This window comes from Lapidilactobacillus bayanensis, assembly GCF_003946695.1.
Taxonomy (GTDB): domain Bacteria; phylum Bacillota; class Bacilli; order Lactobacillales; family Lactobacillaceae; genus Lapidilactobacillus; species Lapidilactobacillus bayanensis.
The window spans coordinates 1-24,613 of record NZ_RHOX01000022.1 but is presented as its reverse complement, the minus strand read 5'-3'; the positions used below and the strand labels follow the sequence as shown (position 1 = coordinate 24,613).

Here is a 24,613-nt window from a genome sequence, read left to right as displayed (position 1 = left end):
GTAATTTAGATAATATTAGTCGTTAACTTCTTCGATTTCTACTAAGTGAGAAATTTTGAAAATTGCACCGCGAATTGCGGCATTATCAGGCTTAACAACACTGCTGTTGATCCGGCCTAATCCTAATTCCTTAACAATCTTTCTCTGAGCAGGAATGCGATGAGCGACACTATGTTTTAACGTGATTTTAACCTTTGCCATCAACAAATCCTCCTAATCTTGTAAGTCTTGAGCAGAAATACCACGAAGACTAGCAATTTGCTCAGCAGTTTTTAATTGAGCTAATCCATCCATTGTGGCACGGATAACATTAATTGGTGTGTTGCTGCCTAATGATTTAGAAGTAACATCGGCAACACCGCCTAATTCCATGATCGAACGAACGGCACCACCAGCAGAAACACCAGAACCTTCAACGGCAGGCTTCAACATGATAACACCAGAACCGAAGTGACCATACGCTTCATGAGGAATTGTTGTACCAACGATTGGTACCTCAATCAAACTCTTCTTAGCATTGTCACTAGCCTTACGAATAGCTTCGGGAACTTCTTGTGCTTTACCAGTACCAAAGCCAACGTGTCCAGCTTTATCGCCAACAATCACGATTGCAGCGAAACGAAGACGACGTCCACCTTTAACAACTTTAGTAACACGGTTGATAGAAACAACGCGGTCTTCTAAATCTAAATGAGTTGGATCAATATAAGTCATATGTGTGGTTTTCTCCTTTCTAGAATTTAAGTCCGTTTTCACGAGCTGATTCAGCTAAAGCTTGAACACGGCCGTGATAGAGATAGCCACCACGATCGAAAACAACTTCTGCTACGTTCTTAGCTTGAGCACGTTTAGCAATCAATTCGCCAACTTGTTGTGCTTGTTCTACTTTAGAACCTGATGCATTTAACTCTTTGTCAAGAGTTGAGGCACTTGCAAGCGTCACACCCGCTACGTCATCAATAATTTGAGCGTAGATGTTTTTATTAGAACGAAAAACGTTCAAGCGAGGGCGCTCTGCAGTACCAGAGATTTTGCCACGGACGCGCGTGTGGCGTTTTTGCCGTGTCTTATTTTTGTCTGGTTTTGAAATCACAATGTTCACCTCATAGATTAATTTGAATTACTACTTACCAGTCTTACCTTCCTTACGACGAACAATTTCATCGACGTAACGAATACCTTTACCTTTATAAGGTTCTGGAGGACGGATAGCGCGAATTTCTGCTGCGAATTGACCAATCTTTTGCTTGCTAATGCCGCTCAAATTGATTTCTGTATTAGAAGGAACTTCAATCGTAATGCCCTTTGGAGCTTCCATTTCAACAGGATGTGAAAAACCAACATTAAGAACTAATGCTGTGCCTTTCAATTGGGCACGATATCCGACACCGACTAATTGCAACTTTTTAACATAGCCTTCAGTAACACCAACAACCATGCTGTTTAAGTTAGCACGCGTTGTGCCGTGAATAGCTTTGTAGTTATCATTTGGACGTTCAAATGAAATAACGTTGTTTTCTTCTTTAATCGTAATTATTGGATCAAAAGTTCGAGTTAATTCGCCTTTAGGACCTTTAACCGTAACTTGATCATTATCTCCCTTAGTAACAGTAACGCCTGCTGGGAGCTCAATTACTTTATTGCCAATACGACTCATCTAACAAAACACCTCCTGACCTTTAGGGATTACCATACGTATGCTAAAACTTCGCCGCCAATATTCTTGGCACGAGCTTCTTTATCAGTAAGAACGCCTTCTGAGGTTGATAAGATTGCGATACCTAAACCGTTCAATACCTTAGGAACATCATCAGATTTAACGTAACTGCGTAAGCCTGGCTTAGAAATACGTTTCAAACCAGAAATAACGCGTTGACGGTTTTGACCATATTTAAGAAAAATACGGATCATACCTTGTTTGCCATCTTCAGTAACTTCGTAATCGCGAATGAAACCTTCGCGCTTCAAAATTTCAGAGATGTCTTTTTTGATTTTTGAGGCAGGAACATCTAATGATTCGTGGCGCACCATGTTGGCGTTACGAATACGAGTTAGATAGTCTGCAATTGGATCAGTCATGACCATTGATTAATTTACCTCCCTTTCCTGTCTTATTAAACTACCAGCTAGCTTTTTTCATGCCGGGGATTTGACCTTCATGTGCTAATTGACGAAGGCAAACACGGCAGAGCTTAAATTTGCGATAAACAGAATGTGGTCGGCCGCAACGTTCACAACGTGTATATTCTTGTGTTGAGAACTTAGCAGGTCGATGATTCTTTACAACTAAAGACTTTTTAGCCAATTGTTCGACCTCCTTTATTTAGCAAATGGCATACCGACTTGAGTTAAGAGTTCACGTGATTCTTCATCAGTATTGGCTGTTGTTACAATAACAATATCCAAACCACGAACACGTGCAACCTTATCAAAATCGATTTCTGGGAAAATGAGTTGTTCTTTAATACCTAATGTGTAGTTACCACGACCATCGAATGAACGTGTGCTGACACCATGGAAATCACGAACACGAGGTAATGAAACATTGATTAACTTATCAAGGAATTCGTACATACGATCTCCACGCAAGGTAACCTTAGCACCAATAGACATACCTTCACGAAGACGGAAAGTGGCGATAGATTTCTTTGCTTTAGTAATCAATGGCTTTTGACCAGAGATAAGGGTTAATTCTTCAACAGCGTTATCTAAATTCTTAGAATTAGAAACGGCATCACCGACACCCATATTCAAAACGATCTTTTCAATTTTTGGAACCTGCATAACTGAAGTATAGTTAAACTTTTCCACCAAAGCAGGCGTAATTTCTTTAACGTAGCGTTCTTTTAAGCGACTCGTCATTTAAGCCTTGTCCTCCCTTCTTCTTACTTGCTTGTCTCATCGGCAGCTTTTTCGATGGATTCGCCAGTCTTCTTTGAGACGCGAACTTTCTTGCCATCAATTACTTTATAACCAACACGAGTTGGTTGATTAGTTGAAGGATCGATTAACATGACATTAGAAACATGAATAGCACTTTCTGAATCTTTAATACCACCTTGTGGGTCGGTATTTGTTGGCTTAGTATGTTTCTTTGAGACGTTAACGCCCTCGACAACGACGCGGTCTTTCTTGGCAAGTACTTTGAGAACTTTGCCTTCTTTACCTTTATCTTTGCCGCTAATTACTTTGACTTGATCACCAGTTTTTACGAACATCGTCTGATGTGCACCTCCTCATAGGCAATTGTGTTATGGATGCGAATTATAAAACTTCCGGTGCTAATGAGACGATCTTCATAAAGTCATTATCACGAAGTTCACGAGCAACCGGCCCGAAAATACGAGTACCGCGTGGGCTCTTATCAGGATTAATGATAACAGCTGCGTTTTCGTCAAAACGGATGTATGAGCCATCTGCACGACGAGCACCCGAACGTGTCCGAACGATGACTGCCTTTACGACATCACCTTTTTTGACAACGCCACCTGGTGTTGCTTGTTTAACAGTAGCAACGATAACATCACCGATATTAGCTGTTTTGCGGTTGGAGCCACCAAGAACCTTAATCGTTAAGATTTCACGAGCACCTGAATTATCAGCAACTTTAAGTCGACTTTCTTGTTGAATCACTTTAGTATCCTCCTCTCGTTATTCTTAACGTTCTTTAAATGATAACTGCCTTTTCAACAACTTCTAATAAACGGAAGCGTTTCGAACGAGATAACGGACGTGTTTCCATGATCCGAACAATATCGCCAACTTTTGCTTCGTTGTTTTCGTCATGAACATAATACTTCTTTGAATACTTAACACGCTTCCCATAAACAGGATGTGTATGGTATGTTTCGATAGCAACAGTAATGGTTTTATCCATCTTGTCAGAAACAACGCGTCCTTGATAAATCTTACGATGATTACGTTTGTCTTCGCTCAAGTTGTAAATCTCCCTTCCGATTATTTATTAAGTTCTTGCTGACGAAGAACCGTTTTGATCCGAGCAATGTTCGTGCGAACTTGCTTCAGACGAGCGGTGTTTTCCAATTGACCAGTAGCCTGTTGGAAACGTAAGTTAAACAATTCTTCTTTGTATTGTTTTTCTTTGTCAAGCATTTCGGCAGTGGTTAACTTTGTAATTTCACTAGTCTTCATTAGCTTCGCCACCTACTTCCTCGCGTTTTACAAACTTAGTCTTGATTGGTAGCTTATTAGATGCTAACCGCAATGCTTCGCGGGCAACTTCTTCAGGAACGCCACCAATTTCAAACATGATTTTTTCGCGTTTTACAGGAGCAACCCAGCCAGCAGGTGCACCTTTACCAGAACCCATACGTACGCCGACACCTTTTGCAGTGTAAGATTTATGTGGGAAAATTCGAATCCAGACACGGCCACCACGTTTCATATAACGCGTCATGGCAACACGTGCTGCTTCAATCTGACGGTTGGTAATCCAGTGTGATTCAAGGGCACGAAGTCCGTATTCACCAAAGTTAAGTTCCTTACCGCCTTTTGCAGCTCCACGCATTTTACCACGGAACTCGCGACGATGTTTAACACGCTTAGGTACTAACATTGATTATTTTCCTCCTTTCGCACTTCTCTTATTATCTCTTCTGTTGTCACGACGACCGTTATCACGGCGGCCACGACGATTGTTATTGTTGCTCTTCTTGTCGCCAGTATCAGCGTCACGAACAACTTTTTGACCAGGAAGGATTTCGCCACGGTAGATCCATGTCTTAACGCCTAATTGACCATAAGTTGTTGTTGCTTCGTTCCATGAATAATCGATGTCTGCACGCAATGTATGCAAAGGAACAGTACCATCAGTATGCCATTCACGACGAGACATATCTGCACCATTTAAACGGCCAGAGATCTGTGTCTTAATACCTTTAGCACCTGCACGCATTGTACGTTGTGTTGCTTGACGTTGAGCACGACGAAAAGCAACACGAGCCTCTAATTGACGAGCAATTGACTCACCAACTAATTGTGCGTCTAAATCAGGTTGCTTGATCTCGACAATATTAATGTGAACTTGCTTGCCAGTTAAATCGTTCAAAGCTTTACGTAAGTTTTCAACTTCGGCGCCGCCCTTACCAATAACCATACCTGGTTTAGCAGTGTGAATTGAAACATTAACACGTTTTGCAGAACGTTCGATTTCTACAGTAGAAACTGAAGCATCAACAAGTTTCTTTGCGATGTATTTACGAATTCTTAAATCTTCGTGTAAATAATCAGCGTATTCTTTATCAGCATACCATTTTGCATCCCAGTCGCGAATAACGCCAACACGGAAACCAATCGGATTTACTTTTTGACCCACGTTTTTCCCTCCTATTCTTCTCTTTCTTTAACAACCACTGTAATGTGGCTTGTCCGTTTGTTGATTGGTGAAGCTGAACCTTTAGCACGAGGACGGAACCGTTTAAGTGTTGGTCCTTCGTTAACGTATGCTTCACTTACAAACAAGTTTTGTGCATCTAAGTCATAATTATGTTCAGCATTGGCAATAGCTGATTTCAATACTTTAGCAACGACTGGTGAAGCACCACGTTGTGTAAATTGTAAAATAGCTAATGCTTCAGCAGCACCCTTGCCACGAATCAAATCGACTACCAGGCGAGCTTTACGGGGCGCAATGCGAACAGTCTTAGCTTCAGCTTTAGCTGACGTTACTTGATCTGCCATCGACTAATCTCTCCCTTCTACTTACCAGCAGTTTTCTTGTCATCTGTTCCGTGACCACGGAATGTTCTTGTTGGTACGAATTCACCTAACTTATGACCAACCATGTCTTCTTGAATGAAAACTGGTACGTGTTTACGTCCATCATATACGGCAATTGTGTAACCAACGAAACTTGGAAAGATCGTGGAACGACGTGACCAAGTCTTAATAACTTGTTTCTTTTCACTATCTGCTTGAGCGGCGATCTTCTTCAAAAGATGCTCGTCAGCAAAAGGTCCTTTTTTAAGGCTACGACCCATTATGTTACCTCCCTTGAACGTGATTAATTAAAATTTTTATTTACCTTTACGATGACGAATAATGAATTTCTCAGAACGAGCCTTAGAGTTACGAGTCTTCTTACCCATCGTCTTCTTACCCCATGGTGACATAGGAGATGGGCGACCGATAGGAGCTTTACCTTCACCACCACCATGAGGGTGATCGTTAGGGTTCATAACTGAACCACGAACTGTAGGACGGAAGCCCATCCAACGTTTACGGCCAGCCTTACCAATACTGATTAATTCATGTTGTTCATTACCAACTTCACCAATAGTTGCGCGGCAAACAGAAAGCACCATCCGAACTTCACCAGAAGTTAAACGGATTAAAGAGTACTTACCATCATGGCCAAGTAACTGAGCTGAAGTGCCGGCAGAACGGATTAATTGTCCACCCTTGCCAGGCTTCAATTCAATACTATGAATCAAGGTACCGACAGGAATGTTGCTTAATGGTAATGTATTACCAGGCTTGATATCAGAATTAGGGCCAGAAACAACAACTTGACCAACTTCAAGTCCTTTAGGAGCAAGGATATAAGACTTGATACCATCCTCATAATGTAACAATGCAATGTTAGCAGAACGATTTGGATCATATTCAATTGCTTTAACAGTTGCTTTTACATCATCTTTAGTACGTTTAAAATCAATTACACGGTACTTTTGTTTATGACCACCGCCACGATGACGAACAGTGATATGACCGTGAGCATTACGACCAGCAGTATGACTTTGTGATTCAACTAAAGTCTTTTCAGGTGTCGTCTTTGTGATTTCTGCAAAATCAGAACCAGACATATTACGACGACCATTGCTGGTTGGTTTGTATTTAACAATCGCCAATGTTTTTCCCTCCTGTTATAAGTTTTGAATTAAATTAGTCTTCAAAAATCTTGATTTCATCAGAATCGGGTGTCAAAGTAACGATTGCTTTACGGCGTTTCTTTGTATAACCTTCGTAACGACCATAGCGTTTCTTCTTACCACGAACATTTAAAATGTTGACTTCTTTAACCTTTACACCGAAAATCTTTTCAACTGCCTGACGTACGGCAACTTTATTTGCATGAACATCGACTTCAAAAGTATATTTCTTTTGGTCCATGATGCTCATTGATTGTTCGGTAACGATTGGACGAATAATAATGTCATGTACTGCCATTATCCAAGCACCTCCTCAATTTTTGAAAGAGCGGCTTGTGTCAAGATAAGCTTTTGATTATTCATAACATCTAATACGTTAATACCTTCAGCTTCAACAACTGTAACATTTGGTAAGTTACGAGCTGACAATGCAGCCAAGTCGTTATCTGCTTCTAAGGCAACTAAAGCTTTAGATGAAACTTTTAAGCCAGCTAAAACTTTTGCAAATTCTGCTGTCTTTGGTTGATCAAAACTTAATCCGTCCACAACAATCAAATCACCGTCGATAACCTTTTGGGAAAGGACTGATTTGATTGCTAAACGCCGAACTTTTTTAGGTAGCTTATAAGCGTATGAACGAGGTGAAGGGCCATTTACGATACCACCACCACGCCATTGTGGAGAACGAATTGAGCCTTGGCGAGCACGACCAGTACCCTTTTGACGCCAAGGTTTACGTCCACCACCACTTACAGCTGAACGGTTTTTTGTTTGACTTGTACCTTGACGTAATGATGCGCGTTGCATAATAACAGCGTCAAAGACAACATTATCGTTAGGTTCGATACCAAAAATCGCATCGTTTAATTCAACAGTGCCATTTTCAGTTCCGTTTTGTTTATAAAGTGTGACATTTGCCATGATAAAATCCTCCTTTCTTGATTATTTCTTTGATGATTTAATAGCGGATTTAATTGTTACAAATGATTTCTTAGCTCCAGGTACATTACCTTTGATCAACATAACGTTGTGGTCTGTATCAACTCGAACGACTTCAAGATTTTGAATCGTTACTTTGTCGCTACCCATACGTCCTGGTAACATCTTACCCTTGAAGACACGGTTGATGATTGCGCCCATTGAACCAGGGATACGATGGTAACGAGAACCGTGGGTTTCAGGGCCACGTGATTGACCAAAGCGTTTAATGTTACCTTGGTAACCATGACCTTTCGTAATGCCAGTTACATCGACAACTTCGCCAGCGGCAAAAATATCAGCTTTTACCTCTGAACCTAATTCATAATCTCCTAGCTCAACATCACGAATTTCTCGAATGAAGCGCTTAGGAGTCGTGTTTGCTTTAGCAGCATGACCTTTAGCTGGTTTGTTCGTCAAAACTTCACGTACATCTTGGTAACCTAATTGAACTGCTTCGTAACCGTCGTTTGCAACTGTCTTAACTTGTAAAACAACATTGTTGCTAACTTCGATAACTGTTACAGGAATTAATTCACCATTTTCAGTGAAGACTTGGGTCATTCCAACCTTTTTCCCTAAGATTCCTTTTCTGGTCATGACTACACCTCCATTTTTTTGAATTTATTATAACTTGATCTCGATGTCAACGCCACTTGGTAAGTCGAGCTTCATAAGAGCATCAACTGTCTTAGCAGATGGGTTAACAATATCGATCAAACGCTTATGCGTACGAATCTCAAACTGTTCACGAGAATCCTTGTACTTATGTGGTGAACGTAAAACAGTATATAAGCTACGTTCAGTTGGTAGTGGAATTGGACCACTAATTGAAGCACCAGTACGTTTTGCAGTTTCAACAATCTTTTCAGCTGATTGGTCTAAGATACGGTGTTCATAAGCCTTCAACCGAATACGAATCTTTTGTTTTGCCATGGAATTTACCTCCTTTTCGTCTCATAAATGGACAAGCTCCACAGAAATTCCCGTCACAACCGTCGTGGCAATGCAACCGGGTGTGTCGCAACCTTCCGCTTCAAAGCCCTTAGTTCTTGTGCCTACCCCGGGGCGCAATACGCCCTTGGTTATAAGCACTTTATCTATAATACATGAAGAGTATTGACAAATCAACACTTTCAGTCCATTTTCTGAAATTTTTTTAAACTTTTGCTGCATTAAATAGTTTTTCTGGTTTAACAGTTATTTTTTCGATCAAAGAAACGAGCCCACACCGATTTTTTTGAATTTGATGATCATTATCGTGTTTCGTTTTGCTGATTTTTTATTGCTCAATACAACGTGATCGGTTCAAAATCTAAAAATTCGACTTCGATGATTGTAATCTTTTTCAACTCATCGACAAACACTATCTGACCCTTGCCTCTTGGCATAAAAAAACGCTAAGTCCAAATTTGACTTAGCGTAAAATAAATTTTTAATTATTTAGAGTGACCACCATTTTTTTCGATGATCTCTTCTTGAATTGACTTAGGAACTGCTTCGTAATGATCAAATGTCATTGTAAATGTACCACGACCTTGAGTTGCAGAACGCAATGTTGTTGCGTAACCAAACATCTCAGATAATGGGACAAATGCATTAACAACTTGTGCGTTACCGCGAGCTTCCATACCATCAACACGACCACGACGTGCAGTTACTTGACCCATAATATCACCTAAGTAATCTTCAGGGGCAACAACTTCAACCTTCATGATTGGTTCAAGGATAACAGCACCGGCAGCTTTAGCAGCATTACGTAATGCCATTGAAGCAGCAACTTTAAAGGCAGCTTCAGAAGAATCGACTTCATGATACGAACCATCATATAACTTAGCTTTAACATCGATTAATGGGTAACCAGCAAGAACGCCGTTAGCCATTGATTCTTTCAAGCCTTGTTCTACTGAAGGGATGTATTCACGAGGAACAACACCACCGACAATCGCGTTTTCGAACTCGAAGCCTTTACCTTCTTCATTAGGTGTAAATTCGATCCAAACATCACCATATTGACCTTTACCACCGGACTGGCGAACGAACTTACCTTGAGCAGATGCTTGCTTCGTAAATGTTTCACGATAAGCAACTTGTGGTTCGCCAACTTCAGCATCGACGTTAAACTCACGACGCATCCGATCAACAATGATATCCAAATGTAACTCACCCATGCCGGCAATTAAAGTTTCACCAGTTTCAGGGTTTGTTTCAGCCTTGAAACTTGGATCTTCTTCAGCAAGCTTTTGTAAAGCAACATCCATCTTATCTTGGTCAGCTTTAGTCTTAGGCTCGATTGAAACTTGGATAACTGGGTCTGGGAAGACCATTGATTCAAGAATCAATGGATGTTCAACAGATGTTAATGAATCACCAGTCGTTGTATCTTTCAAACCAATTGCTGCGGCAATATCGCCAGAGAATACTTCTGGAATTTCTTTACGGTGATTTGAATGCATTTGCAATAAACGACCGACACGTTCACGCTTGTTCTTAGTTGCGTTAAGAACATATGAACCTGATTCCAAAGTACCTGAATAAACACGGATAAATGTTAAACGACCAACGAATGGATCAGTTGCAATCTTGAATGCCAAGGCAGCGAAATCTTTATCGTCACCGGCCATCAATTCAACTTCTTCACCAGTTTCAGGATCTGTTGCATGATATGGCTTAACATCAAGTGGTGATGGTAAGTAATCATTAACAGCATCCAACATCATTTGAACACCCTTGTTCTTAAATGCTGAACCAGCCAAGATAGGATAAGCCTTTAAGGCTAAGGTTGCACGACGAATGGCAGCTTTGATCTCTTCATTTGAGATCTCTTCGCCTTCGAGGTACTTGTCCATGATTGAGTCATCAACATCAGCCAATGATTCGATCATCTCGTTACGACGCTTTGCAGCTTCTTCTTTGTATTGGTCAGGAACGTCTACTGTATCCCATTCTGTACCTAAAGCATCTTCATCATACAAGTCAGCTTTCATTTCAATCAAGTCAATGACGCCTTCGAAGTTATCTTCAGCACCAATTGGCATTTGGATTGGTAAAGCATTTACTTGTAAACGATCTTTAATTGTTGAAACAGAATAGTCAAAGTTAGCACCAATCTTGTCCATCTTATTGACAAAGACAATTCGAGGTACATTGTATTGTGTTGCTTGACGCCAAACATTTTCTGTTTGTGGTTCAACACCAGCTTGGGCATCAAGAACAACGACAGCGCCATCTAGAACCCGTAATGAACGCTCAACTTCGATTGTGAAGTCAACGTGTCCTGGGGTATCGATGATGTTAATTCGGTGATCTTTCCATTGTGCTGTTGTTGCGGCAGAAGTGATGGTAATACCACGTTCCTGCTCTTGGGCCATCCAGTCCATTTGTGAAGCACCATCATGGGTTTCACCAATCTTATGAATCTTACCAGTATAGTAAAGGATCCGCTCAGTAGTTGTTGTCTTACCAGCATCGATATGAGCAACAATACCGATATTACGTGTTTTTTCCAAAGGGAATTCACGTTTATTTGCCATTTAAGTATCTCCTCTCGAAATTGTTCAGATTATAAAAGTGAGCGGCAATTTGCAGGGCCGCTCACAACGAATAATTTTACCAACGATAATGAGCAAAGGCACGGTTGGCATCAGCCATCTTATGTGTGTCTTCACGTTTCTTGACAGATGCACCAGTGTTATTAGCAGCATCCATAATTTCGTTAGCTAAACGTTCGTCCATTGTATGTTCGTTGCGAAGACGAGCATAGTTAACGAGCCAACGTAAACCAAGTGTCGTACGACGCTCTGGGCGAACTTCGATAGGAACTTGATAGTTAGAACCACCAATACGGCGAGCCTTAACTTCAAGTACTGGCATAATATTCTTCATTGCTTCTTCAAAGACTTCAAGTGGTTCCTTACCCGTCTTTTCTTTAACAATGTCGAACGCATCATAGAGAATTGTTGAAGCAGTTCCGCGCTTGCCATCGATCATCAAGTGATTGATTAAGCGTGAAACTAATTTTGAATTATAAATAGGATCGGGTAAAACGTCACGTTTTGCCACAGTACCTTTTCTTGGCATTGAGTAAACCTCCTAGTAATGGTCAATTAATTAGATTGTATTGTTATTTCTTAGGGCGCTTAGCACCATACTTCGAACGGCTTTGTTTACGGTCAGTAACACCGGCAGTATCTAAAGCGCCACGGATAATATGATAACGAACACCAGGAAGGTCTTTTACACGACCACCACGAATTAAAACAACACTATGCTCTTGTAAGTTATGACCAATACCAGGAATGTATGCAGTCACTTCAAGCAAGTTAGATAAGCGAACACGCGCATATTTACGTAACGCAGAGTTAGGCTTCTTAGGTGTCATTGTGCCGACACGAGTTGCAACCCCACGTTTTTGTGGTGCAGGATTATCAGTTAAAGATTTCTTTTTACTATTGTAACCAAAGTTCAAAGCTGGTGAATTCGACTTTGTTGTCTTTGATTGACGGCCTTTACGTACCAATTGGTTAATTGTTGGCATCAAAGATCCTCCTCAAATTATTAATAGGTTTTAAGTACACACATCCAGGCGGTTCTTTTTAAAATAAAAAATAATAGCCTAGATGAATATTGGCTTGGAATAGAGCAGCACGGACGCCGAAACGTCGAACAATATTCAATAAGCACCTTTAATAGGTTATCACGAACAACCAGCTCTGTCAATTATACCTTGTGAAAAAATTGAAACAATTTTAGATAGCATTGGCCTTTAATTCGGGTATTTATCATTAGAGGTGTTTAAAATGGTTATTATTTTTCAAATTTTATTATTTTTTCTCGGTGCAACTTTTGGATCCTTTTTCCAATTACTGGCTGACCGGCAACCATTAGGACTCGATGTTGTCTTTACGCCTTCCTACTGTGATGTCTGCCAAACACGTCTTGCACCTTATGACTTAATTCCAGTAATCGGCTACTGGTTACAACAAGGACACTGCCGTTATTGTCAGCACGAAATTCCGTCAGCTTCAATGTGTTGGGAGTTTGTTGGCGGTATTAGCGCCATTTGGCTATTTTTAAATTGGTCTTACTGGCAAGTCGGCGGTTCTCTAATCTGTCTGCTGATCTTCCAATTGGCAATTTTTGATGCCTGCCATTATTATGTGGACCAACTGTCCTTAAGTCAACTTTTGCTTTTTATTATTCTTTTATATTGGCATAGCTTAACGCCAAATATCCTTCCCACACTCTGTTGCCTACTAGTTCTGACTACAATTAGCAAGTTAACTCGAGGTCTTGGCAACGCAGATGTGCAATTGGTCAGTATGCTGATTCTAGCTTACGGCTTACAACCAATGCTATGGGTCTGTTTATTAGCCAATATTCTAATCCTGCTAATTTATTTAATAGAACCACACCTGAAACGATTTGCCTTTATTCCCTATCTCTATTTGGCGCTGCTGGCACTACCACTTTTACCGATTAACTGACTTAAACTTCTATCAGCAATTCTTCATACCGCTGTGAGCTTTATTTAAGTCGCAAAACCTAAAACTGTTATCCTGTAGTTCTTCGTGCCTACGGGAAATACGCTGGTGGAACGCTGCGAGCACTGGTTTGAACCGAATCAAGCCCAATTCGTCTCAAAAGTAGGCCTCGCTGTAAATGCTAAGTCCTAAAACTATTATGTTGTGGTTCTTCGTGCCTGCGGGAAATGCGCTGGTGGAACGCTGTGGGCTCGACTTTAAGCCAATCTTTGATTGTCTTAAAGCTCGGCCTTGTCGTAAATGGTAAACCATTAACGACAATTTCACAGCTGACCGCGATTACCCTCCGGCACTTACAAACGTGCTTTAGTACGGTTTAACTACAAATTTATACTTCTCAAAATTGTAGAGGAGGTAATTCAACTACTCGTCAATTCAGCGCTTACGCAACGGTTGCTATCTTGTTTGTTAAGTGAGGGAAAATAAATACCGCTCAGTGGTGAGATTGTAGTTGCAGCTTTAGCTGTTACTACAAGACCTGTCTTGGAGACAATTTTGCAAAAATTGGCTTCAAGCAGTGTCCACCACGTTCCAGCGCCAAGTATTTATTTTCCCTCACGATACTCGCACACTTCATATGCAACCTTTGCGTAAGCGCGAAGAAGCACCAAATAACGGTTTTAGTTCCTGCAACGTTTCAGAACCAGACATCAAAAAAGCTGTGAGAAATAATTCCTCACAGCTTTTAGTGTTACTTCAGACGTTACTTGTCGTTCTCCTTAGCTTCTTCAGTTTCTTTCATTTGTTTTTCAATGTCAGAAATCGAATAAATACTTTGTGAAGAAACACCAACTTTTTCTGGTTCCATATGACGATATTTAGCCATACCAGTACCAGCTGGAACGATCTTACCAATAATGACATTCTCTTTTAAACCAATTAATGGATCATTCTTACCGCGAATTGAAGCATCAGTCAAGACACGAGTTGTTTCTTGGAATGATGCGGCGGATAAGAAACTATTAGTTTCAAGAGAAGCCTTAGTAATACCAAGCAAGACTGGACGACCAGTGGCAGGAATACCACCATTAACCAATGTCTTTTGGTTTTGTTCAGTAAAGTCGGCAATGTCCAACAAAGTACCAGGTAAGATTTCAGTGTCACCAGGATCAAGGACCCGAATCTTACGTAACATTTGTCGAACCATAACCTCGACGTGCTTATCACTAATTTCAACACCCTGCATCCGGTAAGTCTTTTGAACTTCTGATAACAGGTAATTTTCAGTCGTAATCACATCAGTAACGCGAATCAATTGCTTAGGATCAATTGAACCACCAGTTAACTTAGTACCACGTTCAACGTGATCACCTTCAGCAACTGCAACACTTGAAGCATAAGGGACGCTATAAGTTCTAGTATCCGTTTGACCTTCAACCGTAATTTCACGCGTATGTTCTGCAGGATTTTCATCAATTGCCGTAACTGCACCATTAACTTCAGTAATGACAGCAAGACCCTTAGGATTACGTGCTTCAAAAATTTCTTGGACACGAGGTAAACCTTGCGTAATATCTTCGCCGCCAGCAACACCGCCCGAGTGGAAGTTACGCATGGTTAACTGAGTACCTGGTTCACCGATTGATTGGGCAGCGACTGTACCAACAGCCTCACCGACTTCAACTTCGTCACCAGTAGCTAAGTTATAACCATAACACTTCTTGCAGACACCGTGTTTCGTATTACATGTGAAGACAGAGCGAATTGTTGCTTCTTCAACACCTGCGTCAACGATTCGATGAGCAGTATCTTCATCAACTAATTGACCACGAACGGCGATAATCTCACCGGTTTCTGGATCAACAATTGATTTTTGCAAATAACGACCAACTAAACGGTCAAATAATGATTCGATTAATTCGTTACCTTCGCGAATGGCTTTAATAACGATACCACGATCAGTACCACAATCTTCTTCACGAACAATAACATCTTGCGCAACATCGACTAAACGACGTGTCAAGTAACCAGAATCGGCTGTCTTCAAGGCTGTATCGGTCATACCTTTACGAGCACCATGGGTAGACATGAACATTTCCATGACTGACAAACCTTCGCGGAAGTTAGACGTTACAGGAACTTCCATCATACCACCGTTAGGAGCGGCCATTAAGCCACGCATACCAGCTAACTGCGTAAAGTTAGAAATCGAACCACGGGCACCAGAATCACTCATCATTGAAATTGGGTTAGATGGGTCAAATGAGTCGATCAATTCTTGTTGAATCTCATCTTTAGCATCATTCCAGATTGTAATAACGCGATCATGACGTTCTTGGTCGGTAATTAAACCACGACGGAATTGTTTAGAAACGTTGTTAACTTTCGTATGCGCATCGTCAACAATACGATCTTTGTCTGGCATCGTTGGAACGTCGGCAACACCAACTGTGATTCCAGAAAGTGTACATACTGTGTAGCCTAATTCTTTCATGTCATCCAACAATTCAGAAGTACGTTGAACCCGGTAGACCTTAAAGACTTGGGCAATGATGTCTGACAAGAAGCCCTTCTTGAATGGGTCAACGAGTTCAGTATTTTCTAAACGATCATGAATATCTTCGCCGGGTGCAAGATAATAAGCCGATAAATCTTCATCAATTAAGTTTTTGGCCGTTGGTTCATTCAAATATGGTAAGTCTTCAGGTAAAACCTGGTTGAAGATAGCTTTACCAACACTTGTCAATAAGATGCTATTGCGGTATTGGTCTGGGAATGGTTTCTTAGGCATTGAATTGATTGCTAAACCAATTCGGGTGTGATAATGAACATCGCCGTTTTGCATAGCGGTCAAAACTTCACCAATGTCTTTAAAGATCATTCCTTCGCCTTCACGGCCACGTTCTTCAAGCGTTAAATAATAGTTACCTAATACAACGTCCTGAGAAGGTGTAACGATTGGTTTGCCATCTTTAGGTGCCAAGATATGATGAGCAGCTAACATTAACATCCGTGCTTCTGCCTGTGCTTCATCAGATAACGGAACGTGGATGGCCATCTGGTCACCATCAAAATCGGCATTGTAAGCTTCACAAGCTAAAGGATGAAGACGAATTGATTTACCATCAACTAAGACAGGTTCAAACGCTTGAATACCCAAACGGTGTAATGTTGGTGCCCGGTTTAAAAGCACTGGCCGTTCTTTGATCACATCTTCAACAACATCCCAGACGTCATCGTCTTGGCGTTCAATCTTACGTTTAGCATTCTTAATATTTGAAGCAAGTTCACGCTTAACTAATTCGTGCATCACAAATGGTTTGAACAATTCCAAGGCCATTTGACGAGGAACACCACATTGATAGAACTTCAATGTCGGTCCAACATCAATAACAGAACGGCCAGAATAGTCAACACGTTTGCCCAGTAAGTTTTGACGAAAACGTCCTTGCTTACCTTTAAGCATATGTGACAATGACTTCAATGGTCGATTACCTGGGCCGGCAACTGGACGGCCCCGGCGACCATTATCAATTAAAGCGTCAACGGCTTCTTGCAACATCCGCTTTTCATTTTGAACGATGATATTAGGCGCATTTAAGTCTAATAAACGTTTCAAACGATTATTTCGGTTAATTACCCGACGATATAAATCGTTCAAATCAGAAGTGGCAAAACGACCACCCTCCAATTGAACCATTGGTCGTAAATCTGGTGGAATAACTGGAATAGCATCCATAACCATCCATTCAGGATGATTACCAGACTGACGGAATGCATCTAAGATATCCAAACGGCGAATGGCACGTGTCCGCTTTTGACCTTGAGCACTCTTTAAATCTTCTTTTAACTCAACAACTTCTTTTTCAAGATCGACTTGCTCGAGTAATTCCTTGATAGCTTCAGCACCCATTTTGGCGTTGAACTTACCATTGAACTCTTCCATGCGTTCCCGATATTCTTGTTCAGTTAATAATTGTTTGTATTCAAGTGTTGTATCACCAGGATCGATAACAACGTATGATGCAAAGTAAATGATTTCTTCCAAAGCACGGGGGCTCATGTCTAAGACAAGGCCCATCCGGCTAGGAATACCTTTGAAATACCAGATATGTGTTACTGGTGCAGCAAGTTCAATGTGACCCATCCGTTCCCGACGAACTTTTGACCGAGTCACTTCGACGCCACAGCGGTCACAAACAATCCCCTTATAGCGAACTCGTTTGTACTTACCACAGGCACATTCCCAGTCCTTCGTTGGTCCGAAGATGCGTTCGTCGAACAAGCCATCACGTTCTGGTTTTAAAGTCCGATAGTTGATCGTTTCGGGCTTTTTGACTTCACCGTATGACCAGCTACGAATCTTATCAGGTGACGCAAGTCCGATCTGCATGCTTTCAAACTTATTTACATCGATCAAAGATTTAGACCTCCCTGTTATTTTCAGTCAACTAACATTATTTATCTGAATCAGAATTACCCTTGCCTGTCAATTCAGCTAACGCTTTACGTGCAGCTTCCTCTTGGCGTTTCTTTTCTTGTTCATCAGAGAATTTTTGCAGTGCATCATTGTTAACGTTATCGTTCTCGTCGTCATCCATGTCACGCAATTCAATCTCTTTCTGTTCAGCATCAAGAACCTTCATATCAAGACCAAGTGCTTGTAATTCTTTAACAAGAACTCGGAATGATTCAGGAACACCTGGCTTAGGAATTGGTTCACCTTTGACGATGGCTTCATAAGTTTTAACACGGCCAACAACGTCATCAGACTTGTAAGTCAGAATTTCTTGTAACGTATAAGCGGCACCATAAGCCTCAAGTGCCCAAACTTCCATTTCACCGAAACGCTGGCCACCAAATTGGGCTTTACCACCTAAAGGCTGTTGTGTCACTAATGAGTAAGGCCCAATCGAACGAGCATGGATCTTATCGTCGACCATATGAGCTAGCTTCATGTAGTACATAACACCAACAGAAACACGGTTATGGAAGGCTTCACCAGTTCGGCCATCATAAAGAACAGTCTTGCCATCACTGGCCATGCCGGCTTCTTTAACAGTTTCCCAAAGGTCATCATCGTTGGCGCCATCAAAGACTGGTGTTGAGACATGAATGCCTAAGTTGCGAGCAGCCATCCCTAAGTGTAAGTCTAAGACCTGACCAATGTTCATACGAGAAGGAACACCCATTGGATTTAATAGAATATCAATTGGTGTGCCATCTGGCATATATGGCATATCCTCTTCAGGGACAACGATTGAAACAGTCCCTTTGTTACCATGACGTCCGGCCATCTTATCGCCAACTTGAATCTTACGTTTCTGCGTAATATAAACTCGAACCATCATGTTAACACCTGGTGATAATTCATCGCCAGCTTCACGTGTAAAGATCTTAACGTCTTGAATGATACCGCCACCGCCATGAGGAACACGGAGTGATGTGTCACGAACTTCACGTGCTTTTTCACCAAAGATAGCGTGTAACAAACGTTCTTCGGCTGAAAGTTCAGTGACACCCTTAGGCGTTACTTTACCGACTAAGATGTCACCATCATTAACTTCAGCACCAATTCGGATAATACCAAATTCGTTTAAGTCTTTAAGGGCATCTTCACCAACGTTAGGAATTTCCCGAGTGATTTCTTCAGGCCCTAACTTAGTATCACGTGCCTCAGATTCATATTCTTCAATATGAATTGAGGTATAAATGTCGTCTTTAACCAAACGTTCTGATAAAACGACGGCATCTTCAAAGTTATACATATTCCAAGTCATGAAGGCAATCAATGGGTTTTGGCCTAATGCGAGTTCACCATTTTCCATGGCAGGTCCATCAGCGATAATCTCACTAACATCAACGTGATCGCCTTTAGCAACAATCGGACGTTGATTGTAACATTTACCAGCATTAGAACGACGGAACTTCATTAATGGGTATTTATCAAGCGTGCCATCTTCACGACGAACACGAACTTCTTTAGCATCAACAAACTCAACAATACCAGGATGTTTAGCTAACATTGCTGTTCCTGAATCGTGAGCCGCAACATATTCCATACCTGTACCAACTAATGGCGCATGCGGATCGATCAACGGAACGGCCTGACGTTGCATGTTGGCACCCATTAAAGCACGGTTTGAGTCATCATTTTCCAAGAAAGGAATGCAGGCCGTGGCAACGGCAACAACTTGCTTAGGTGAAACGTCCATGTAATCGACTTTTTCGGGGCTGATTTCAATGTTGTCATCTTTATGACGAGCCAAGACTGTCTCGTCAACAAAGCTACCATCATCAGTTAATGGTGAATTGGCTTGTGCAACGATATAATTATCTTCTTCATCAGCTGTTAAATAATCAATCTTATCTGTAACCTTATGATCAGTCCAAGAAACACGACGGTAGGGTGTCTCAATGAAACCATATTTGTTAACAACGGCGTAAGAAGCCAAACTGTTAATCAAGCCAATGTTAGGACCTTCAGGCGTTTCAATTGGGCACATCCGACCATAATGCGTATAGTGAACGTCACGAACTTCATATCCGGCCCGATCACGAGTCAAACCACCAGGCCCTAAGGCAGAGAGACGACGCTTATGCGTTAACTCACCTAATGGATTAGTTTGGTCCATGAACTGGGACAATTGTGAAGAACCAAAGAATTCTTTAATTGAAGCAACAACTGGCCGAATATTGATTAATTGTTGTGGTGTGACTGTTGCAGCATCTTGAATTGACATTCGTTCACGAACAACACGTTCCATCCGTGCTAGGCCAATTCGGAATTGATTCTGTAACAACTCACCAACAGAACGAATCCGACGATTACCCAAGTGATCAATATCATCAGTTGAACCTAAACCTTCACGTAAGTTCAAGAAGTAATTGATTGACGCCACAATATCTGCAGGCGTAATGTGCTTAATTTCTTCAGGAATATTGCCGTTACCAATCAAACGAACTTCACGTTCAGGATCGTCAGGTGAAACGACCTTGATTGTCTGGATCGTCATTGGCTCTGTTACAACCCCTTCATCAGAAGGTTCAAAGGTCTGTGTTTTGAAATCATCGCGATCTAAATATGAGCTTAACTTATCCATGACTTCGCGATCAACTAAGGTACCTTTAGCGGCGATAATCTCGCCAGTATCAGGATCAGCCAAAGTTTCAGCTAATGTTTGGTTAAGTAAACGATGTTTCAAACCAAGTTTCTTATTAATCTTATAACGGCCAACAGGTGCTAAGTCATAACGCTTTGGATCAAAGAAACGAGCATAGAGTAACGAACGTGAACTGTCCGCTGTCTTAGGCTCACCTGGGCGGAGACGTTCATAAATATCCTTCAAGGCCTCGGTTACCCGAGAGTCAGAAGTGTCTTTATGAATATCCTTTTCCATCGTCAACATGAGGCTTTCATTTTCGCCTAAAATGTCAATGATCTCTGAATCAGAACCAAAACCCAATGCCCGGATCAAAACAGTCATCGGTAGCTTACGAGTCCGATCAATTCGAACGTAAGATAAGTCCTTAGCGTCAGATTCATATTCCAGCCAAGCACCTCGGTTAGGAATAGCAGTTGTGCCGTATAAAGTGCGGCTATTCTTATCGATTGAAGAATTAAAGTAAACACCTGGTGAACGAACTAATTGTGAAACAATGACACGTTCGGCACCGTTGATGATAAATGTTCCCTGTTCTGTCATTAATGGGAAGTCACCAAAGAAAACGTCCTGTGTTTTAATCTCGTTAGTTTCATGGTTAGTCAATTTTAAAGTGACGTGTAGTGGTGCTGAGTAGTTAGCATCATGTTGACGTGCTTCTTCGACTGTATATTTTGGTTCTAAAAGTTTATAACCAACAAACTCTAAAGAAAGGTTACCAGCAAAGTCATCAATTGGCATAATATCTTGGAACATGCTCTTCAGACCCTCGTCAAGGAACCATTGATAAGAATTTGTTTGGATCTCGATCAAATTTGGTAAATCAAGCACTTCTTTGATACGCGCATACGAACGCCGTGTCCGATGTTTACCATATTTCACGATATGTCCTGTCAAACCATTCACCCCTTCAAAAAAATTCAATAGCAAATAATATTGCATTTGCATGACAAAGATTACATTTTCGTTAAATTAACTGTTTTCATCTTTTTTGAGCAAAAAAAAGACAAAAACAATACGTTCAACGAATTGCTTTTGTACTTTATAATCACTAACCGGACAATAGATCGGCGTGATACTGCAATATATGCTACAGTTCTTTTAGACTAAATAAGTATAACCTAATTTCACAAATAATGCAACCAAATTACCTAATCAATCAATGGCTTTCTGAAAAACCGTTTTGATTTACACAAATTGTTTTAGCTGACCGAGCAGCACGACTATTCTTCGTTAGCCCGAACAAAATCGCCCGGCTTAACCGGCGTCTCACAAGTGAAGTGAACAATTTGCATCGCATGTGGTGCTCGCTCAATTACCTGATCTTTATCGTCAAACAAATCAGTAACTTGCTGAGTATGATGAGCAAAATGGGGGCCGTAAAATTCGATCGTATCACCCACACCAAAGTTATTCCGTTGCTGCACAGTCACTTGCTTCGTTACCTGATCATAAGCTAGTACTTCACCAACGAAGGCATAACGTGGCATTCGGCGCCGTTTACCGAATAATTGAAAATCTTCATCTGGTGTGCCGTAATAAAAGCCAGTGGATAATTCACGTTGCGCGACTTTCCAAAGTTCGTCAACCCAAGCCGGATCTAATTGATAGTGTTCAGGATCCTCACAATAAGAGCGAACCGCCGTTGAGTAAACATTGGCCACCGTGGAAACATAATGAACAGTTTTCATTCGGCCTTCAATCTTCAATGAGTCAACACCGGCTTCAACTAAGTCAGGAATATGTTCAATCATCGACATGTCAACGGCACTCATTGAGAACTCTTCTAGTTTACCATCAGGGCCATGACCTAATAATTCACGTTTTTGACCGTTATCAGGGATATCGAACAGATCATATTTCCAACGACAATTTTGTGCACATCCGCCACGGTTAGCATCTCGTAAGCTTAAATGATTAGAAAGAACGCAACGACCGGAATAACCAATACACATCGCACCGTGAACAAATGCTTCAATCTGTACATCGGTATGTTGGCGAATTTCTCTAATTTCATCAATCCCGACTTCACGAGCCAATACAACGCGCTCTAGTCCTTCATGTTGCCAGAAGTTTAATGTTTCATAATTAGTTGCGGATGCTTGCGTTGATAAGTGAACTTTTAACCCAGGTGCTTCAGTAATGGCCGTTTCAATCAATGATGGATCAGAGACAATGACAGCATCGATTCCAGCGTCGCGAACTTGACGGTAAAACTCCCCGGCACCGGCTAGATTTTGCTCATGAGCCACAATATTAGCCGCTACATAGACTTTGGCATGATGTTGGTGCGCATATTCAGCGCCCTCCTTCATTGCTTCAAAGGAGAAATTACCAGCACGACTACGTAAGCCATAAGCATCACCGCCAATGTAGACAGCATCGGCGCCATAATCAATGGCAATTCTTAACTTTTCTGGTGTGCCAGCTGGTGCCAAAACTTCAGGATGTTTGATTTGTGTTGCTTGCATTATTTCACCTCATCTGGATCAATATCAAAGAAACCACGATCAAGTCCCCGCTCTGGTGCTTGATTATCGTGCACAATTTTGTCTAAGTCTGTTAATTGGTGTTCATCAAGCCCCTGTTGAGCTGTTAAATCTCGTGCTTGGGCAAAAGCCTTAACAATCGCCACGAATTGTGCCTCACCCGCATAAAGACCGTCAAGTTTCCAACGATTCAAGTTCAATTCAGACAACTTAGGCAGCACGGTCATCAAATCAACATCGTTATTCGCAAAAATATGTGTTCCGTTGATGTCTTCATAAATTGAATAGTGTGTTTCCGGATGATGGGGCGCGGCAATAAACAATCCGTGTTGCCGATCAGCATGATTCAAATGCTCTTGAACAAAATTAGAATAATTCGTCACTAATGGCCGACCAGATTGATGAATTACTGTCGCACCATAAACTAGGATTTCAACAGGAATTTTAACTGCCTTTGCTAAAGGAATCATTTCTTCGTACGGCACTTCACGTGCTAATACGGCCGCACTAGCATTGTGTTTCGCCCAAAAATTAATTTGCCGTGAACTCGTGACTAAATCAGCGGCGTCATAAATATAAGACAAGTCGATATTTTCTTTTGTCAGTAAGTAAATAACGCCAGGATCACCGACACTAATTTCATCAACATTAATTGATTTTAGGAAGCGTAAATACGCCGCCACCTTTTTAATCCGATCATTATGAAAGATCGCATTAACTGCAACTGTCACTTTTTTCCCGCGTCGATGAGCCAATTCAACAACCTGACTCAATTCAGCCCGCTCGAAGCTATGAGGTAGACGCAGGCCAAAATAATCCTCGCCTAAATATAAACGATCGGCACCGGCAGCTATTAATTGATCAGCTTGATCAAGACTGGCCACGGTTGTAACTAATTCTGTCATAAATAACCTCTCCAAAAAAGAATTCCAAACTAGCATAGCATAAAATAATAGTAAAAATCTAGCCAACTTAAAATCGACAGTATTTTCTGTCGTCTAAAACCCGACTAAAATGCAAGCACGTTGCAAAGTAAAATAGTAGAAACTAAAACTGTTATGCTGCGGTTCTCCGCGCCTGCGCAAAGATTGCATACGCAATGTAGCGCGTGCCGTGAGGAAAAATAAATATTTTGCGCTGGAACGTGGTGGACACTGTGGATTAAGACAGTGGTAACTAAAACTGTTTTGTTGTCGTTCTTCGCACTTACGCAAAGGTTGCATACGAAACGTGGCGCGTTGCCGTGGCGGCGAAGAAATACTTAGCGCTGGAACGTAGTGGGCATTGCTTGAAGCCAATTTTTGTAAAATTGTCTTCAAGACAAGCCTTATTGTAACAGCCAGGGCTGCAACAATAATTTCACTACTGAGCGGTATTTCTTCGCCGCCACTTAACAAACAAGAGAGCAACCTTTGTGCAAGTGCTGAGTTGACGAGTGGTTGAATCACTTCTAATTTTTAGAAGTATAAATTTGCCATTAAATCACACCAACACATCTCGTTCATCAGTGCCGGAGGAAAATCGCGGTCAGCTGATCGAGTAGGAAGTAATTGTAAATTACCGTCCTCTCACACCACCGTACGTACGGTTCCGTATACGGCGGTTCAATA

The 24,613-nt window shown here is 41.3% G+C and carries 28 protein-coding genes; 1 reads left to right on the top strand and 27 read right to left on the bottom strand.

What is annotated here, in order from left to right; genetic code table 11:
• Window positions 1–15 precede the first annotated feature (15 nt).
• The 23 genes from rpmD to rpsL all read right to left on the bottom strand — a co-directional run bounded on the left by rpmD (window position 16) and on the right by rpsL (window position 12,405).
• Window positions 16–201: a 50S ribosomal protein L30 gene (rpmD, locus tag EKM65_RS08695; RefSeq protein ID WP_125607568.1), complete on the bottom strand. Its 186-nt coding sequence runs from the start codon at window positions 199–201 to the stop codon at window positions 16–18.
• A gap of 12 nt (window positions 202–213) precedes the next feature.
• Window positions 214–714, bottom strand: a complete 501-nt coding sequence (rpsE, locus tag EKM65_RS08690) for a 30S ribosomal protein S5 (RefSeq protein ID WP_125607566.1) — start codon at window positions 712–714, stop codon at window positions 214–216.
• Between the two features lie 19 nt (window positions 715–733).
• Window positions 734–1,102 carry a 50S ribosomal protein L18 gene (rplR, locus tag EKM65_RS08685; protein WP_318531114.1) on the bottom strand — a complete coding sequence of 123 codons (369 nt, stop codon included), beginning with the start codon at window positions 1,100–1,102 and terminating at the stop codon, window positions 734–736.
• Window positions 1,103–1,123: 21 nt separating this feature from the next.
• Window positions 1,124–1,657, bottom strand: coding sequence for a 50S ribosomal protein L6 (gene rplF, locus EKM65_RS08680; RefSeq protein ID WP_125607561.1), 534 nt, complete (start codon window positions 1,655–1,657; stop codon window positions 1,124–1,126).
• Between the two features lie 29 nt (window positions 1,658–1,686).
• Entirely contained in the window at window positions 1,687–2,085 is a 399-nt protein-coding gene (gene rpsH, locus EKM65_RS08675) for a 30S ribosomal protein S8 (RefSeq protein ID WP_125607559.1), read from the bottom strand.
• 34 nt (window positions 2,086–2,119) lie between these two features.
• On the bottom strand, window positions 2,120–2,305 hold the full coding sequence (locus EKM65_RS08670) for a type Z 30S ribosomal protein S14 (RefSeq protein WP_057756742.1): 186 nt from the start codon (window positions 2,303–2,305) through the stop codon (window positions 2,120–2,122).
• A 14-nt stretch (window positions 2,306–2,319) separates the two neighbouring features.
• On the bottom strand, window positions 2,320–2,862 hold the full coding sequence (rplE, locus tag EKM65_RS08665) for a 50S ribosomal protein L5 (RefSeq protein WP_125607557.1): 543 nt from the start codon (window positions 2,860–2,862) through the stop codon (window positions 2,320–2,322).
• A 23-nt stretch (window positions 2,863–2,885) separates the two neighbouring features.
• Window positions 2,886–3,218 (bottom strand): 50S ribosomal protein L24, encoded by a 333-nt coding sequence (gene rplX / locus EKM65_RS08660; protein WP_125607555.1) that lies wholly within the window; start codon window positions 3,216–3,218, stop codon window positions 2,886–2,888.
• 46 nt (window positions 3,219–3,264) lie between these two features.
• A complete protein-coding gene (rplN, locus tag EKM65_RS08655; RefSeq protein WP_125607553.1) occupies window positions 3,265–3,633 on the bottom strand; it encodes a 50S ribosomal protein L14 in 369 nt (122 codons plus the stop codon).
• 34 nt (window positions 3,634–3,667) lie between these two features.
• Complete coding sequence (gene rpsQ, locus EKM65_RS08650) at window positions 3,668–3,937, bottom strand: 30S ribosomal protein S17 (RefSeq protein WP_125607552.1); 270 nt, start codon at window positions 3,935–3,937, stop codon at window positions 3,668–3,670.
• Window positions 3,938–3,957: 20 nt separating this feature from the next.
• Window positions 3,958–4,152 (bottom strand): 50S ribosomal protein L29, encoded by a 195-nt coding sequence (gene rpmC, locus EKM65_RS08645; RefSeq protein WP_057756733.1) that lies wholly within the window; start codon window positions 4,150–4,152, stop codon window positions 3,958–3,960.
• Entirely contained in the window at window positions 4,142–4,576 is a 435-nt protein-coding gene (gene rplP / locus EKM65_RS08640; RefSeq protein ID WP_125607550.1) for a 50S ribosomal protein L16, read from the bottom strand. The genes rpmC and rplP overlap by 11 nt, the downstream gene beginning before the upstream one ends.
• 3 nt (window positions 4,577–4,579) lie before the next feature.
• Window positions 4,580–5,335 (bottom strand): 30S ribosomal protein S3, encoded by a 756-nt coding sequence (gene rpsC, locus EKM65_RS08635; protein WP_125607548.1) that lies wholly within the window; start codon window positions 5,333–5,335, stop codon window positions 4,580–4,582.
• Window positions 5,336–5,346: 11 nt separating this feature from the next.
• Window positions 5,347–5,700 (bottom strand): 50S ribosomal protein L22, encoded by a 354-nt coding sequence (gene rplV, locus EKM65_RS08630; RefSeq protein ID WP_125607546.1) that lies wholly within the window; start codon window positions 5,698–5,700, stop codon window positions 5,347–5,349.
• 17 nt (window positions 5,701–5,717) lie between these two features.
• On the bottom strand, window positions 5,718–5,999 hold the full coding sequence (gene rpsS, locus EKM65_RS08625; protein WP_125607544.1) for a 30S ribosomal protein S19: 282 nt from the start codon (window positions 5,997–5,999) through the stop codon (window positions 5,718–5,720).
• A gap of 36 nt (window positions 6,000–6,035) precedes the next feature.
• On the bottom strand, window positions 6,036–6,869 hold the full coding sequence (rplB, locus tag EKM65_RS08620) for a 50S ribosomal protein L2 (RefSeq protein WP_125607542.1): 834 nt from the start codon (window positions 6,867–6,869) through the stop codon (window positions 6,036–6,038).
• Window positions 6,870–6,903: 34 nt separating this feature from the next.
• Entirely contained in the window at window positions 6,904–7,188 is a 285-nt protein-coding gene (rplW, locus tag EKM65_RS08615; RefSeq protein WP_125607540.1) for a 50S ribosomal protein L23, read from the bottom strand.
• On the bottom strand, window positions 7,188–7,811 hold the full coding sequence (gene rplD, locus EKM65_RS08610) for a 50S ribosomal protein L4 (protein WP_125607538.1): 624 nt from the start codon (window positions 7,809–7,811) through the stop codon (window positions 7,188–7,190). Before rplD ends, rplW begins: the two co-directional genes overlap by 1 nt.
• A gap of 21 nt (window positions 7,812–7,832) precedes the next feature.
• Window positions 7,833–8,468: a 50S ribosomal protein L3 gene (rplC, locus tag EKM65_RS08605; protein WP_125607536.1), complete on the bottom strand. Its 636-nt coding sequence runs from the start codon at window positions 8,466–8,468 to the stop codon at window positions 7,833–7,835.
• Between the two features lie 27 nt (window positions 8,469–8,495).
• Window positions 8,496–8,804 (bottom strand): 30S ribosomal protein S10, encoded by a 309-nt coding sequence (rpsJ, locus tag EKM65_RS08600; RefSeq protein ID WP_057756711.1) that lies wholly within the window; start codon window positions 8,802–8,804, stop codon window positions 8,496–8,498.
• A 503-nt stretch (window positions 8,805–9,307) separates the two neighbouring features.
• Window positions 9,308–11,401 carry an elongation factor G gene (fusA, locus tag EKM65_RS08595; protein ID WP_125607534.1) on the bottom strand — a complete coding sequence of 698 codons (2,094 nt, stop codon included), beginning with the start codon at window positions 11,399–11,401 and terminating at the stop codon, window positions 9,308–9,310.
• 76 nt (window positions 11,402–11,477) lie between these two features.
• Window positions 11,478–11,948 (bottom strand): 30S ribosomal protein S7, encoded by a 471-nt coding sequence (gene rpsG / locus EKM65_RS08590; RefSeq protein WP_125607532.1) that lies wholly within the window; start codon window positions 11,946–11,948, stop codon window positions 11,478–11,480.
• Window positions 11,949–11,991: 43 nt separating this feature from the next.
• Complete coding sequence (rpsL, locus tag EKM65_RS08585) at window positions 11,992–12,405, bottom strand: 30S ribosomal protein S12 (RefSeq protein ID WP_125607530.1); 414 nt, start codon at window positions 12,403–12,405, stop codon at window positions 11,992–11,994.
• Window positions 12,406–12,667: 262 nt separating this feature from the next.
• Between rpsL and EKM65_RS08580 the strand changes: the two genes are divergently transcribed.
• Window positions 12,668–13,354: a prepilin peptidase gene (locus EKM65_RS08580; RefSeq protein ID WP_125607528.1), complete on the top strand. Its 687-nt coding sequence runs from the start codon at window positions 12,668–12,670 to the stop codon at window positions 13,352–13,354.
• Between the two features lie 760 nt (window positions 13,355–14,114).
• Here the strand turns inward: EKM65_RS08580 and rpoC are convergent.
• From rpoC to EKM65_RS08560, 4 genes are all read right to left on the bottom strand, one after another.
• Window positions 14,115–17,771, bottom strand: coding sequence for a DNA-directed RNA polymerase subunit beta' (gene rpoC, locus EKM65_RS08575; protein ID WP_125607526.1), 3,657 nt, complete (start codon window positions 17,769–17,771; stop codon window positions 14,115–14,117).
• Window positions 17,772–17,808: 37 nt separating this feature from the next.
• Window positions 17,809–21,411 (bottom strand): DNA-directed RNA polymerase subunit beta, encoded by a 3,603-nt coding sequence (gene rpoB, locus EKM65_RS08570; protein ID WP_125607524.1) that lies wholly within the window; start codon window positions 21,409–21,411, stop codon window positions 17,809–17,811.
• Window positions 21,412–21,737: 326 nt separating this feature from the next.
• On the bottom strand, window positions 21,738–22,985 hold the full coding sequence (locus EKM65_RS08565) for a peptidase U32 family protein (RefSeq protein WP_125607522.1): 1,248 nt from the start codon (window positions 22,983–22,985) through the stop codon (window positions 21,738–21,740).
• Entirely contained in the window at window positions 22,985–23,908 is a 924-nt protein-coding gene (locus EKM65_RS08560) for a peptidase U32 family protein (protein WP_125607520.1), read from the bottom strand. Before EKM65_RS08560 ends, EKM65_RS08565 begins: the two co-directional genes overlap by 1 nt.
• Window positions 23,909–24,613 lie beyond the last annotated feature (705 nt).